16 protein-coding genes, 1 pseudogene and 1 riboswitch are annotated in these 13,416 nt (G+C 72.7%); of the genes and pseudogenes, 13 read left to right on the forward strand and 4 right to left on the reverse strand.

The features are described 5' to 3' along the window. The 9 genes from SSBG_RS17575 to SSBG_RS17615 form a co-directional block, all read left to right on the forward strand. Nucleotides 1-798, forward strand: a 798-nt coding sequence (locus SSBG_RS17575; protein WP_078491339.1) for a quinone oxidoreductase family protein, incomplete at its 5' end; no start/stop codon positions are given. A gap of 112 nt (nucleotides 799-910) precedes the next feature. After that, nucleotides 911-2,236 (forward strand): cytochrome P450 family protein, encoded by a 1,326-nt coding sequence (locus SSBG_RS17580; RefSeq protein WP_008747436.1) that lies wholly within the window; start codon nucleotides 911-913, stop codon nucleotides 2,234-2,236. Nucleotides 2,237-2,376: 140 nt separating this feature from the next. Beyond that, nucleotides 2,377-3,393 (forward strand): transglycosylase family protein, encoded by a 1,017-nt coding sequence (locus tag SSBG_RS35455; protein ID WP_008747437.1) that lies wholly within the window; start codon nucleotides 2,377-2,379, stop codon nucleotides 3,391-3,393. A gap of 188 nt (nucleotides 3,394-3,581) precedes the next feature. After that, a riboswitch (cyclic di-AMP (ydaO/yuaA leader) is annotated at nucleotides 3,582-3,759 on the forward strand. A 3-nt stretch (nucleotides 3,760-3,762) separates the two neighbouring features. Then, nucleotides 3,763-4,485, forward strand: coding sequence for a transglycosylase family protein (locus SSBG_RS17590; protein WP_008747438.1), 723 nt, complete (start codon nucleotides 3,763-3,765; stop codon nucleotides 4,483-4,485). 398 nt (nucleotides 4,486-4,883) lie between these two features. Continuing rightward, nucleotides 4,884-6,170, forward strand: coding sequence for a phosphopyruvate hydratase (gene eno / locus SSBG_RS17595; RefSeq protein WP_008747439.1), 1,287 nt, complete (start codon nucleotides 4,884-4,886; stop codon nucleotides 6,168-6,170). Between the two features lie 161 nt (nucleotides 6,171-6,331). After that, nucleotides 6,332-6,820: an FtsB family cell division protein gene (locus SSBG_RS17600; protein ID WP_008747440.1), complete on the forward strand. Its 489-nt coding sequence runs from the start codon at nucleotides 6,332-6,334 to the stop codon at nucleotides 6,818-6,820. A 139-nt stretch (nucleotides 6,821-6,959) separates the two neighbouring features. Continuing rightward, complete coding sequence (locus SSBG_RS17605) at nucleotides 6,960-7,493, forward strand: DUF501 domain-containing protein (RefSeq protein WP_008747441.1); 534 nt, start codon at nucleotides 6,960-6,962, stop codon at nucleotides 7,491-7,493. Further along, nucleotides 7,490-8,431, forward strand: a complete 942-nt coding sequence (locus SSBG_RS17610) for a Ppx/GppA phosphatase family protein (protein ID WP_008747442.1) — start codon at nucleotides 7,490-7,492, stop codon at nucleotides 8,429-8,431. Before SSBG_RS17605 ends, SSBG_RS17610 begins: the two co-directional genes overlap by 4 nt. A 29-nt stretch (nucleotides 8,432-8,460) precedes the next feature. Continuing rightward, nucleotides 8,461-8,640 (forward strand): hypothetical protein, encoded by a 180-nt coding sequence (locus tag SSBG_RS17615; RefSeq protein ID WP_008747443.1) that lies wholly within the window; start codon nucleotides 8,461-8,463, stop codon nucleotides 8,638-8,640. Nucleotide 8,641: 1 nt separating this feature from the next. On the opposite strand, the pseudogene SSBG_RS17620 reads toward SSBG_RS17615, so the two are convergent. The 3 genes and pseudogenes from SSBG_RS17620 to SSBG_RS17630 all read right to left on the reverse strand — a co-directional run. Beyond that, nucleotides 8,642-8,776, reverse strand: a pseudogene (locus tag SSBG_RS17620) (prevent-host-death protein); the annotation flags it as partial. Nucleotides 8,777-8,844: 68 nt separating this feature from the next. Beyond that, the gene (locus SSBG_RS17625) at nucleotides 8,845-9,135 is read right to left on the reverse strand and encodes a hypothetical protein (RefSeq protein WP_234010570.1); all 291 of its coding nucleotides are present in this window, start codon (nucleotides 9,133-9,135) and stop codon (nucleotides 8,845-8,847) included. Beyond that, the gene (locus tag SSBG_RS17630; protein WP_007825906.1) at nucleotides 9,132-9,548 is read right to left on the reverse strand and encodes an ATP-binding protein; all 417 of its coding nucleotides are present in this window, start codon (nucleotides 9,546-9,548) and stop codon (nucleotides 9,132-9,134) included. The genes SSBG_RS17625 and SSBG_RS17630 overlap by 4 nt, the downstream gene beginning before the upstream one ends. Before the next feature lie 235 nt (nucleotides 9,549-9,783). On the opposite strand from SSBG_RS17630, the gene SSBG_RS17635 reads away from it, so the two are divergent. From SSBG_RS17635 to SSBG_RS17645, 3 genes are all read left to right on the forward strand, one after another. Continuing rightward, a complete protein-coding gene (locus SSBG_RS17635; RefSeq protein WP_008747446.1) occupies nucleotides 9,784-10,671 on the forward strand; it encodes a helix-turn-helix domain-containing protein in 888 nt (295 codons plus the stop codon). After that, nucleotides 10,658-10,846 carry a DUF397 domain-containing protein gene (locus tag SSBG_RS17640; RefSeq protein ID WP_008747447.1) on the forward strand — a complete coding sequence of 63 codons (189 nt, stop codon included), beginning with the start codon at nucleotides 10,658-10,660 and terminating at the stop codon, nucleotides 10,844-10,846. Before SSBG_RS17635 ends, SSBG_RS17640 begins: the two co-directional genes overlap by 14 nt. 122 nt (nucleotides 10,847-10,968) lie before the next feature. After that, on the forward strand, nucleotides 10,969-11,178 hold the full coding sequence (locus tag SSBG_RS17645) for a DUF397 domain-containing protein (RefSeq protein ID WP_008747448.1): 210 nt from the start codon (nucleotides 10,969-10,971) through the stop codon (nucleotides 11,176-11,178). 191 nt (nucleotides 11,179-11,369) lie between these two features. On the opposite strand, the gene SSBG_RS17650 is transcribed toward SSBG_RS17645, so the two are convergent. Further along, nucleotides 11,370-12,275, reverse strand: a complete 906-nt coding sequence (locus tag SSBG_RS17650) for an SDR family NAD(P)-dependent oxidoreductase (RefSeq protein ID WP_008747449.1) — start codon at nucleotides 12,273-12,275, stop codon at nucleotides 11,370-11,372. Nucleotides 12,276-12,375: 100 nt separating this feature from the next. Between SSBG_RS17650 and SSBG_RS17655 the strand changes: the two genes are divergently transcribed. Beyond that, on the forward strand, nucleotides 12,376-13,041 hold the full coding sequence (locus SSBG_RS17655; RefSeq protein WP_008747450.1) for a TetR/AcrR family transcriptional regulator: 666 nt from the start codon (nucleotides 12,376-12,378) through the stop codon (nucleotides 13,039-13,041). The last annotated feature ends 375 nt before the right edge of the window (nucleotides 13,042-13,416 follow it).

Genomic DNA, 13,416 nt, shown 5'->3' on the forward strand with positions numbered 1-13,416 from the left:
GCGCTCGCCTCGTACGGCTTCGCGCCCGGCTTCGTCCCGGGCGGCGAGTCGGCCGGCACGGTGGCCGAAACGGGCCCGGGCGTCGACCCGGCCTGGCGCGGGCGCCGGGTGTGGGCGGCGAGCGGCGCGGGCGGGAGCTACGCCGAACACGTCCTCGCCCCGGCCGAGCAGCTCGTGCCCCTCCCGCCCGGCCTGAGCCCCGAGGCCGCCGTCACGCTCGGCAGCGCGGGAGGCGTCGCGCACTTCGGCCTGGAGCGCGCCCGGCTCGGCGCGGGGGACCGCGTGCTCGTCCGCGGCGCCTCCGGCTCGTTCGGCATCGCCGCCGTCCAGCTCGCCGCGCGCGCCGGGGCCACCGTCACGGCCACGGCCTCGGACCCCGCCCGCGCCGCCCGCCTCCGTGCCCTCGGCGCCGCGCGGACGACGGGCCGCGCGCCCGCGCCCGGCGCCTACGACGTGATCCTCGACATCGTCTCGGGCCCCGGACTCCCCGCCTTTCTCGATCTCCTCGCCCCCAACGGCCGTCTCGTGAGCGTCGGCGCGGTCGGCGGACAGCCACCGGCGGACTTCGGCACGCACCTGATGGCGGCCTTCCAGAAGTCGCTGTCCTTCTCCACCCTGAGCCTCGCGACGATCCCGCCGCAGGACCTGCGCACGGTGCGGGCCGCCCACTTCGCGGCGGCGGCGCGCGGCGACCTCACGCCCGTCGTCCACCTGACCCTCCCACTGGGCGAGGCGGCCCGGGCGCACGCGGAGATGGACGCGGGAACGGTCTTCGGCCGGGTGGTCCTGACCCCGTGAAGCGGGCGCCCGGAAGGGAAGCCCCGCCGGCGACGAAGGAGCGGGGCCCCGGGAGGACGCCCGCGCCCGAGCGGGGACCCGCCCCCGCCGGGAGCTTCGCTACGGTCTCGGTATGCCCGACCCCCGCGCCCCCCTCCCCGCCGAGGCCCCCCGCGTCCCCCTCCCGGCCGAGGCCCCCTGCCCGCACGCCCCGGCCCTCTTCTCCCGGGAGTTCGCCGCCGACCCGTACCCCTCCTACGCCTGGCTGCGCGCGCACGAGCCCGTCACCTGGACCCGGCTGCCCAGCGGCGTCGACGCGTGGCTCGTGACGCGGTACGAGGACGCGCGGCGCGCGCTCGCGGAGCCCCGGCTCTCGAAGAACCCGGCCCACCACGCGGAGGGCTCCGGCGCGCGCGGGAAGACGGGCATCCCGGGGGAGCGCAAGGCCGAGCTGATGACGCACCTGCTCAACATCGACCCGCCGGACCACACCCGGCTGCGCCGCCTCGTCTCGAAGGCGTTCACGCCGCGCCGCGTCGCGGCCTTCGCGCCGCGCGTCACGGAGCTGACGGACCACCTCATCGACGGCCTCGCCGCGCGCGGCAGCGCGGATCTCCTCCACGAGTTCGCCTTCCCGCTCCCCATCTACGCGATCTGCGACCTCCTCGGCGTCCCGCGCGAGGACCAGGACGACTTCCGGGACTGGGCGGGCATGATGATCCGCCACGGGCAGGGCCCGCGCGGGGGAGTGGGGCGCGCCGTCGGCAAGATGCGCGGCTACCTCGCCGAACTCATCCACCGCAAGCGCCGCGACCTCGGCGACGACCTCATCTCGGCCCTCATCCAGGCCGCCGACGACGGCGAGCACCTGAGCGAGAACGAGGCCGCCGCCATGGCCTTCATCCTGCTCTTCGCCGGGTTCGAGACGACCGTCAACCTCATCGGGAACGGCATCCTCGCCCTGCTCCGCCACCCCGGCCAGCGGGCCGGGCTCCAGGAGGCGCTGCGCACCGCCCCCGACCGCGGCGACGCCCTGCTCAGCAGCGGCATCGAGGAACTGCTGCGCTTCGACGGCCCGGTGGAACTCGCCACCTGGCGCTACGCCACCGAGCCCTTCACGCTCGCGGGCCGGGACATCCGCGCCGGTGACCCCGTCCTCGTCGTCCTCGCCGCCGCCGACCGCGACCCCGACCGCTTCCCCGCCCCCGCCACGCTCGACCTCACCCGCCGCGACAACCAGCACCTCGGCTACGGCCACGGCATCCACTACTGCCTCGGCGCCCCGCTCGCCCGCCTGGAGGGGAAGACCGCGCTCGCGCGCCTCCTCACCCGCCTCCCCGACCTCGCCCTCGACGCCGACCCCGGAGAACTGCGCTGGCGCGGCGGCCTCATCATGCGCGGGCTGCGCACCCTTCCTGTCCGTTTCACCCCCTCTGGGCAGGGATATGAGCAGCCGTGAACTGAACACGCGTCAATAATGTGATCTTTGCGTGATCAATGGTGCATCGACTTGTGACGGGCGTTCGAATCCCGCTACGTTCACGTGCGGATCATCAGTCCCACCAGCTGACCCCCTCAGCTGCTTGCGAAAGGCACCGAATGCTCTCCGGGAACGGTCGCCACCGACGCCCCCGCCAAGCCCCGGCCCTTGTCGTCGCGGCAGGGGTCACCGGCTCCGCCATCGCCATCCCCCTCCTCGGCGCGGGGACCGCGAGCGCCGACCAGGGTCCCTGGGACCGCCTCGCGCAGTGCGAGACGGGCGGTGACTGGGCGGCCGACAAGGGCAACGACTACTACGGCGGCCTCCAGCTCTCCGAGGACGAGTGGGAGGCCAACGGCGGCCTCGACCTCGCCCCCCGCGCCGACATGGCGACGCCCGCCCAGCAGATACAGGTGGGGCAGCGCATCCTCGCCGCGCAGGGCCCCTCCGCCTGGCCCGGCTGCGCCCTGAGCGCCGGGCTCACCGCGGAGGACGGCTCGACAACGTCCACCACCGTCCCGCAGGACGCGCCGAGCGCCGAGGACACCGACCAGGCGCGGCAGGACAAGAAGGACGGGAAGACGGACCCCTCCGCCCCGGAGAGCGCCGACCCCTCCGCCTCGTCCACCCCCGACGCCACGGACACCCCGACCCCCGACGCCTCCGCGAGCCCCTCGGACGAGGACGGCACCAAGGCCGAGGACGGCACCGGGAGCAAGGCCGACGCCACCGGCAAGAGCCGCGCCCGGCACGCCAAGCCCGACCCCTCGGACGCCTCCGACGGGAGTGCCGGCCCCGCCGCGCCCTCCGGCTCCGCCGCCGCCCCCGGCGCGGACCCCGCCGACGAGACCTCCGCCACCTCCGGGGCCGGCCGTGACTCCGGCGCCGACCGCTCCGCCCCCGGCGGCCGTCACGCGGCCCCGGACGCGGCGGGTCAGAAGGGTGCGGACGGCGCGGACAAGGCGGATGTGTACAAGGTGCGCGAAGGGGACAATCTCTGGAGCATCGCCGAGGAGCACGAGGTCCCCGGCGGCTGGACCGGGCTCTACGAGCAGAACAAGAAGATCGTCGGCGACGACCCCGACCTCATTCTCCCTGGTCAGAGCCTGGATCTTGGTGCGGATTCAGGGCAATGACGGGACAAGCGGTTGACCGCATCTGTCCGCTATTGTCCGGTAGGGGTCGAGTGAGACATGAGTCTCAACCGCCCTGATCGTCTTTGAAGTTCCGCTGATTTCTTGCTTAACGTCGTGCTCGCTTCCCCACCGGGAGGCCCCGACGGTCGTCACGCCGAATCCTGCCGGCGCCCGTTTCGGGACAGTCGTCGCGTCACGCGCCGAAGGCAGGAGCGGGGGACCCAAGGTTTGCGTCCCAGTCGGCGCCCGGGAGACCGGGCGCCGGTCCGGGGCTAGGGGTGAAGCCGGGCGGCAGCCGCCGTCCGGCCGGGCAACTCACGGGCCCGAACCCGACAGCTCACCTCGCAGGCGTCGGTGAGGAGATCCTCCATGCTGTTTTCCGGCAAGGCCAAGCACCGTCGCCGTCGTACCACCCGAATCGTCGCGTTCGCCGGTGTCACCGGTGCCGCGATCGCCGTCCCGCTGATGGCGACCGGCAGCGCCTCCGCCGCCTCGACCTCCACCTGGGACGCCGTCGCCCAGTGCGAGTCCGGCGGCAACTGGTCCATCAACACGGGCAACGGCTACTACGGTGGCCTCCAGTTCAACCAGTCCTCCTGGGCCGCCGCCGGCGGCACCCAGTACGCCCCGCGCGCCGACCTGGCCACCAAGGACCAGCAGATCGCCACCGCCGAGCGTCTCCTCGACATGCAGGGCCCGGGTGCCTGGTCCTGCGCCGGTGCCGGCAACCTCAGCAACGACGGTGTCGACCCGGGCGTCAACCCCAACGGTGGCGGCCAGCAGACGCAGGAGCGTTCCTCCGGCGACCAGAGCGCCTCGCGCAGCCAGCAGCGCCAGGCGGCCCCGCAGCAGCAGGCCCCGCGCCAGCAGCACACCACGCCGAAGTCCACGACCGGCACGGTCAAGACCGACACCGGCATCACCGTCCCCAAGGGCGACGGCGAGTACAAGGTCGTCAAGGGCGACAGCCTCAGCGAGATCGCCCAGAAGCACCACGTCTCGGGCGGCTGGAACAAGCTCTTCGAGCTGAACAAGGACATCGTCAAGGACGCCGACCTCATCTACCCGGGCCAGCAGCTCCACCTCAGCTGACCCCTCCCGGGGTGGCCGGGCCCCGTGCCCGGGCACCCCGCCGGACCGCCCCGCCCCGCCCCGCCGCGTTCTCCCCCGTACGCGGCGGGGCGGGGCTTTTCGGCGCGTACGGGGCGCGGAGCGCCGGGTACGGGGCGCGGAGCGCTGCCTACGGGCCGGGGCGCCCCTCACCCGCGCGCACCCCCGCTCACCAGCGCGGCTCACCTGTCGCACCCCCGGCTCAGATGCCCCGATCGGCCCCGTTCCGCCCACCCGATTCGCCCGCTCCGCCCGCTCTGTCCCGCCGATTGCGGCCGAGTCCCGGGCGTCCGCCGACCCCGGCCCCCCGGCCGGTTAGGCTCATGCAGCGGAAGACCCCGCAAGGGGCCCCGCAGACCTGCTCCACATCCCAGAAGGAGATGCTCGTGCCGTCCATCGACGTCGTCGTAGCCCGGGAAATCCTGGACTCCCGAGGCAACCCCACGGTCGAGGTCGAGGTCGGCCTCGACGACGGCAGCACCGGCCGTGCTGCCGTGCCCTCCGGTGCGTCCACCGGTGCCTTCGAAGCCATCGAGCTGCGTGACGGTGACGCCAACCGTTACCAGGGCAAGGGCGTCGAGAAGGCCGTCCTCGCCGTCATCGAGCAGATCGGCCCGGAGCTCGTCGGCTACGACGCGACCGAGCAGCGCCTGATCGACCAGGCGATGTCCGACCTCGACGCCACGCCCGACAAGTCCTCGCTCGGCGCCAACGCCATCCTCGGCGTCTCGCTCGCCGTCGCGCACGCCGCCTCCGAGGCGAGCGACCTCCCGCTCTTCCGCTACCTCGGCGGCCCCAACGCGCACCTGCTGCCCGTGCCGATGATGAACATCCTCAACGGCGGCTCGCACGCGGACTCCAACGTGGACATCCAGGAGTTCATGATCGCGCCGATCGGCGCCGAGTCGTTCTCCGAGGCCGTCCGCTGGGGCGCCGAGGTCTACCACACGCTCAAGAAGGTGCTCAAGGAGCGCGGCCTGTCCACCGGCCTCGGCGACGAGGGCGGCTTCGCGCCCAACCTCGACTCCAACCGCGCCGCGCTCGACCTCATCGTCGAGGCGATCAAGGAGGCCGGTTACGTGCCCGGGCGCGATGTCGCGCTCGCGCTCGACTGCGCCGCCTCCGAGTTCTACAAGGACGGCAAGTACCTCTTCGAGGGCCAGGAGCGCTCCGCCGCCCAGATGACCGAGTACTACGAGGACCTCGTCGCCTCGTACCCGCTCGTCTCCATCGAGGACCCGCTCTTCGAGGACGACTGGGCCGGCTGGGCCACCGTCACCGAGCGCCTCGGCGACAAGGTCCAGCTCGTCGGCGACGACCTCTTCGTCACCAACCCCGAGCGCCTCCAGCGCGGCATCGACGAGAAGTCCGCGAACGCCCTGCTCGTCAAGGTCAACCAGATCGGCTCGCTCACCGAGACGCTGGACGCCGTCGAGCTGGCGCAGCGCAACGGCTTCAAGTGCATGATGTCCCACCGCTCCGGCGAGACCGAGGACGTCACGATCGCCGACCTCGCCGTCGCCACCAACTGCGGCCAGATCAAGAGCGGCGCCCCGGCCCGCTCCGAGCGCGTCGCCAAGTACAACCAGCTCCTGCGCATCGAGGAGATCCTGGACGACGCGGCGGTCTACGCCGGCCGCTCCGCGTTCCCGCGCTTCAAGGGCTGAGCCGTCCCCACGGGCCGAGCCCGCGACGGTGAGCCCGTAACGGCGAGCCTGTCGGGCTGAGCCTCCGCACGCCCCCGCACCCGGTCCCGTACCGTGTGCGGGGGCGTACGCGTGTGTGTCGTACGCCTGTGCGCACGACCCGTACGAGGGGAAGAGCCGGGATGGCACGGAAGAACGACGGCGAGCGCTTCTCGACCGCGACCCGCCTGCGCGTCCTGGGCGAGCAGACGGCGGCCCGCGTCTACCGCTCCCAGTCCCGCCGCCAGGCCCGCCGCTCCCGCCTCACCGGGCGCGCCGCGATCCTCGTCCTCGTGCTCTGCGCCCTCATCGTCGCGCTCGCCTACCCGATGCGGCAGTACATCGCCCAGCGCGACGAGATCGCCGAGCTCCAGCGCGAGCTGAGCGCCCACCAGGAGGACGTGGAGCGGCTGCGCGACGAGAAGGCCCGCTGGCAGGACCCGGCCTTCGCCCGCCAGCGCATCCGCGAGCGCCTGCACTACGTCCTCCCCGGCGAGACCGGCTACACCGCCCTCGTCCCGGGCGCCGCGAGCGCGGGCCCCGCGCCGCAGGACGCGGCGGCCACCCGCCCCTGGTACGCCAACGTCCTCGGCGGCATCGACGAGGCCGACCGCACGGCCGCGCTGCGCTGATCCGCCGGACGGGACGGGGCGGGCGGGGCGCGCGGCGGGTCCGGGATACTGGAAGCCCGTACCCGCGTACGTACCGGCACCGCCGCACGCCCGCGCGCGCCGTACGCACCCGACCAGCGCCCCCGACCGGAAGCCCGCCATGCACACGCCCCCGCCGACCACCGCGCCCACCGAGCCCACCGAGGCCGACTCCGAGGTCTTCCGGCTCCAGCTCGGCCGGCCGCCGCGCGGACTGCGGTCGATCGCGCACCGCTGTCCCTGCGGGGAGCCCGACGTGGTCGAGACCGCGCCGCGCCTGCCCGACGGCACCCCCTTCCCGACGCTCTACTACCTGACGTGCCCGCGCGCCGCCTCGGCGATCGGCACGCTGGAGGCGAACGGCGTCATGAAGGAGATGACCGAGCGCCTGGGCCGCGACCCGGAGCTCGCCGCCGCCTACCGCGCCGCGCACGAGGACTACATCGAGCGCCGCGACGCGATCGAGGAGCTGACCGGCTTCCCGAGCGCGGGCGGGATGCCCGACCGCGTGAAGTGCCTGCACGTCCTCGTCGCGCACTCGCTCGCGGCGGGCCCCGGCGTCAACCCGCTGGGGGACGAGGCGCTCGCGATGCTGCCGGAGTGGTGGCGGAAGAAGCCCTGCTCGGAACTGTGTGCTCAGGAGGACGCGAAGTGACCCGTGTGGCGGCCGTGGACTGCGGCACCAACTCGATCCGCCTGCTCGTCGCGGACGTGGACCCGGCGACCGGCTCGCTCGTGGACCTCGACCGCCGCATGGAGATCGTCCGCCTCGGCCAGGGCGTGGACCGCACGGGCCGCCTGTCCCCCGAGGCCCTGGAGCGCACCTTCGCGGCCTGCCGCCAGTACGCGGAGGCGATCGCGGCGCACGGCGTCCCGGCCGGGAACATCCGCTTCGTCGCGACCTCGGCCTCCCGCGACGCCTCCAACCGCGAGGACTTCGTGAACGGGGTACGGGACATCCTGGGCGTCGGGCCCGAGGTGATCACGGGCGCCGAGGAGGCCCGTCTCTCCTTCACGGGCGCGACGCGCGAGCTGGGCCCGGACACGTACCTGGTGGTGGACATCGGCGGCGGCTCGACGGAGTTCGTCCTGGGCGAGAAGGCCCCGCGCGCCTCACGCTCGGTGGACATCGGCTGCGTCCGCATGACCGAACGCCACCTGACGACGGACGACGGCATCTTCCTGGACCCGCCCCCGGCGGACCGCGTGGCGGCGATCGAGAAGGACGTCGAAGCGGCCCTGGACGAGGTGGAGTCGCAGGTCCCCCTCACGGAGGCATCAACGCTGGTCGGCCTGGCGGGCACGGTGACGACGCTGGCCGGCACGGCCCTGGACCTCCCCGCCTACGACTCGCAGGCGATCCACCACAGCACCCTGACCCGCGCCGCCGTGGAAGACCTGACCACCCGATTCCTCACCTCGACCCACGCCGACCGCGCCTCGATCCCGGTCATGCACCCGGGCCGGGTGGACGTGATCACCTCGGGCACCCTGATCCTCCGCGCCCTCATGCGCCGCACGGGAGCGGACCACCTGGTCGTGAGCGAACACGACATCCTGGACGGAATCGCCTGGAGCGTGGCGGGGGAGTAGGGGGCTTCCGCCGGGGGAAGCCATCGCGCGTGCGCAGCGAAGACGGTGACCGGTACGACGAGTTCAGCGGCGAGGGACACGGGCCCGTCTACCAGTTCCGCAACTGGTACGGCGACTACCGGCCCCTCGCCGTTTCTCCGAAGCCCACCGTGGACGCACGTGCCGTGGCGACCCGTCGGGTGCTGCTCCCGCCCGAGCGACGCCGCTGACTCACCAGGCGGTCCCCGGCCTTTCGGTACCCATCACCGTCGCAAGCATCTCCGCCATCCCCACCGTCGCTCCGCCCTCGGCGAGTACGGCCCGTGCCTCCCGCGCCAGCGCGCGATCGGCGGCCTCCTCGCAGGCAGGGCACTCCTCGGCGTCCGCGGGTTCGTCGTGCTGTTCCACGCGCGGAGCGTATGCGAACTGTTCCCTCACCACCGCCGCGCCGCCCTCTCCGGCAGGAAGTACGCCCGTACCCGGTGCTCCGCCCACAGCCGGGCCACCTCGGTGGGCTCGGCGGCGGAGGCGTAGCCGGGGCAGACGCGGCAGCCTTCGGTGTGCGGGGGCGGTACGTCGTCGGGGTGGTCGTCCACGAGGTGCGCGGCGAGCGCGAGTTGGGCCCGTACGGCCCCGTCCCCGATCCGCGCCTCCCGCAGCACCCCCGCGTACAGCAGCAGACACGATGTGCACCCCCACATGAACGGCGGCGGCACGAGCGTCACCGCACGACCTCCGCCCACACGGCCTTGCCGAACGGCGTGTCGTACGCGCCCCACCGGCCGGGACACAGGGCGTCGAGCAGGAAGAGCCCGCGTCCGCGCTGCCGTTCCTCGGACTCGGCCCGTCGGCGCGGCCGGCGCCGGACCGGATCGCGGACCTCGACCCGCGTACCGGCCTCGCCGGCCCGCACGGTCACGGCGAAGAAGTCCCCGGGTTCGGTTCCGTAGCGGATCGCGTTGGTCACGAGCTCGGAGGTCACGAGTACCACGTCGTCCAAGTGCGTGTCGGTGGCGCCCGGATCGAGCAATTGGGCCTCCCTGCGCACGTGTTCCCGAGCGAGGCGGGCCGCCTGCGGTTCGCCGGGCAGTACGAGGAGTTCCGAGGCGTCCTCTACGAGACGCCGAGCCGTATCCATACGGGGCCCTCTCAACGGGAAGTGCCGTGCGCGACAAGCGACATGGAGTGTCGACGCGCGCACAGGCGGTGGCAATCACACGCTGCCCGGTGCATGAGGCGCCGTGCAAGACTTCACGGCGGTGTCTCCCTGCAAGAGTGTCGAACGGATGTTTCCGGCTGCGCGCTGAGCGACTTTCCGCTTTCATCGTGAAAGACGAACGGCCCGCATACTGAGGGCACGGACAGGGGGACGCATGGCGGAGGGCATGACGGGATCGACGGTCCCGCGTCGTCAGCTGGGCAGGAACCTCAAGGCGCTTCGCAACAAGGCGCACCTGACGGTCCGCGCGGCGGCGGTCGAGCTGGAGTGGTCCGAGGCGAAGATGTGGCGCATCGAGACGGGCCAGACCCCGCTGCGCAGCCTCGACGTACAGGCGATGTGCTTCGTGTACGGGGCTCCGCCGGACCTGACCAAGGCGCTGATGGAACTCGCCAAGGAGACGAAGGCGCGGGGGTGGTGGCAGGCGTACGGGGACGTTGTTCCCGAGGGCTTCGACATCTTCGTGGGTCTGGAGGAAGCCGCCGAGAGCCTGTGCGGGTACGAAAACGACCTGGTGCCCGGGTTGTTGCAGACGGAAGCGTACGCACGCGAGATTTTCCGTACTCACGTGCACGGCATCGAGGAGGCGGAGCTTGAACGCCGCGTCCGCCTCCGTGCGCAGCGTCAGGAGTTGCTGACGCGCGCTTTTGATCCCCCTCAGCTGAGCGTTGTCGTGAACGAGGGGGTGCTTCGTCGTCCGGTAGGTGGTCCGAAGGCGATGGCCCACGAACTTGCGCATCTTGTGTTTGCGTCGCAAACGCCGAACGTCTCCTTGCGCGTTCTGCCCTTTTCGGCAGGGATGAACGTCGGAGTGGTGACCGGACCGTTCAACATCCTTCGCTTCCCGGCGAACGGACAGGGAGCGGCCACGGAACCCCCTACCGTCTACGTGGACGGGTACACCGGAGGTCTGTACCTGGACAAGGAAAAAGAGGTGCAGCGGTACGACCGCGCATTCACTGACATCTGGAACGCGGCGCTGGACGAGCCCTCGTCCCGGCGCCTGATCTCGGAAGTGGCAGGGAGCTATGAACGTTCATGAGGCCGTGTGGTTCAAGTCGAGCCACAGCAACGGAACCCAGGCGTGCGTCGAGGTCGCTTACCTCAGTGGCGCGGTGGCCATGCGCGACAGCAAGGAAGCGGCCGGTCCCGTCCTGAACAGCACGTACGAGGGCTGGCGCGCTTTCGTGGGGAGCTTGGCCGAGGGCCGGATGTAACGCGGCGCCCCGTCCGCGCCCCCGTACGCCCCCTCGCGGGTGTCGTACGGGGGCGCGACCATGTTTCTGGCCGGACCGGCTCTCGTGCTGTCGCGTACGCATCGCACAGATAAGGAACACCCATGATTCGTGACGCCTCCCGTCTTCCCGTGACGTGGTGGAAGTCCTCGGCAAGCGGCACGCAGTCCGACTGCGTCGAGTGCGGAAGGCTCGGCGCGCGGGCCGTGGCCGTACGGGACAGCAAGCGGCCCTCGGGCCCCGCCCTCGTCGTGAGCCCCGCCGCGCTCACCGCCTTCGCCACGGCGGCCGGTGCCGGGACGCTCGGGGCCTGAACCAGTCCGGGAGCCTTCCGCCCGCCCCGCACCGGGGGCGGGCGGAAGGCTTTCCCGTGTGTCGGTGGTCCGGGCCTGGTGGGCCCTGGGTGGGCGTCGCGTCGCGGCCGGTGAGTCGTTGCCCCGCGCGCGGGCTGCCGCCCGCCCCGCCGCCGGGCCGCGGCCCGCCTCGCTCCCGGCCGCCGCGCCCCCTACCGCACCGGGAACGTCACCCCCGTCAGCTTTTCCGACGCCGTCCACAGGCGTTCCTGGACGGTCTCGTCGTGGGAGGCGGGGCTGGACGAGACCCGTTTCGGGGTGCCGCGGAGTTCGCCCGTGCCGCCGGGGCCGAAGTAGTCGCCGCCGGCCGTCGCCGGGTCGGTGGCTGCGCGGAGGGTGGGGAGGGCGCCCATCTCGGGCTTCTGGGTGAGCAGGGGGACGAGCAAGGTGACCGGGAGGCGGAGCGCGGCGGGGGTGTTGCGGAGCAGTTCCGTGTTGGACAGGCCGGGATGGGCCGCCGCCGCGCTCGTCGTGCCGTGCCGCGCGAGCCGCCGCTGGAGCGCGTACGTGAACATCAGGTTGGCCAGCTTGGACTGGCCGTAGGCGCCGGTGCGGCGGTACGACCGCTCCCATTGCAGGTCCTCGAAGTGGATGCCGGCCCGGATGCGGTGGCCGGTGCTGCTGACCGTCACGACGCGGGAGCCGGGGACGGGGAGGAGCCGGTCCAGGAGGAGGCCGGTGAGGGCGAAGTGCCCGAGATGATTGGTGCCGAACTGGAGTTCGAAGCCGTCGGCGGTCGTCCGCTTCGGGGTGTACATCACGCCCGCGTTGTTGATCAGGAGGTCGATGCGCGGGTGGGCCGCCCGCAGGTCCGCCGCGGCGGTGCGCACCGAGTCCAGCGAGGTCAGGTCGAGGGCCTGGACGCTGACGTCGCCGGACATGCGGACCGCCGCCCGTTCGCCCTTCCCGGTGTCGCGTACCGCCAGCACCACCTTCGCCCCGCGCGCGGCGAGCGCCCTGGCGGTCTCGAAGCCCAGCCCCGTGTTCGCGCCGGTCACGATCGCCACCCGCCCGCTCTGGTCGGGGATGTCCTGCTCGGTCCAGTTGTCGCTGCTCATGACGCACTCCCAAGAAACCGTCGGTCTGTTAAATGCGGAACTTAAGAGACCGATGGTCTTCTGTCAAGGAACCGGCGGTCTCTAAGCTAGGCTGGTCCACGTGACTTTTCAGCGAGCGCGCAGCGAGGAGCAGCGGGAGATCCGCCGCCGGGCGATCCTGGACACGGCCGCGGCGATGCTCGCCGAGATGCCCGTGGCCGGGCTGAGCCTCAACGAGCTCAGCCGGCGGGTGGGGCTCGCCAAGTCGAACGTCCTGCGCTACTTCGAGTCGCGCGAGGCCGTGCTCCTCGAACTCCTCGACGACTTCCTCGGGGACTGGCTCGCCGTCCTGGCGGACGAGCTGGCCGAGGGCATCGAGGCACAGGCGGCGCCGGAGGCGCGGGCGGAGCGGCTGGCGGAGATCCTCGGCCGGTCGCTGGCGAGCCGCACGGTGCTGTGCGACCTCTTCGGCGCGCAGGGCGGCGTCCTGGAGCACAACGTCTCCGTCGAGGTGGTCAAGCGGCACAAGCGCGCGTCCCTCGCGAAGCTCGCGGGCATGGCCGAGCTGGTCCGCCGCCACGTGCCCGAACTCGGCGACGGCGCCGAGCTGTTCTGCCTGACGGCCCTGATCTCCGCCGGCGCCTTCGCGGCGTACGTCCCGCCGCCGCCCAGCCTCCTCGCCGCCTACGCGGACGAGCCCGCCCTCGGCGTCCTCCACCTGGACCTGGAGGAGGCCCTGCGGATCTCGCTGACCTCCTCGCTCCTGGGGGTCCTGCCCCGCACCTGACGGCACCCCCTCCCGGAGGGCCCTCCCCGCCCCCCTCCGCTCCCCCCGAGCGCGTCCCCAACCCCCTTCGGAACGTGGGATTCCGGCCCTCCCGCGCCCCCTGCCGCAGAAACTTCGTGAAGTTCTTCACAAGGAAATCGGCCCTCCCGGGGGAGGAGGGGCCCGTCGTTGTGATCCAGGAGGCACTCAAGCGGGCGGCGCTCGGCGCGGATGAGGGTTCCGGGGGGCTCGCGGCGCGGGGTCACGGGCGGTGGCGCGGCGCGACCCGGGGTGCCGAGGCGCTGCTCACGAGGGGTGCGGAACGCTCCGCGCGGGTCGGTCGTTACCCGTAATGGGCATGACCTGCGTCACGTGGGCGGCGCAGTGTAGCAGAGG

Source organism: Streptomyces sp. SPB074 (assembly GCF_000154905.1).
GTDB lineage: Bacteria > Actinomycetota > Actinomycetes > Streptomycetales > Streptomycetaceae > Streptomyces.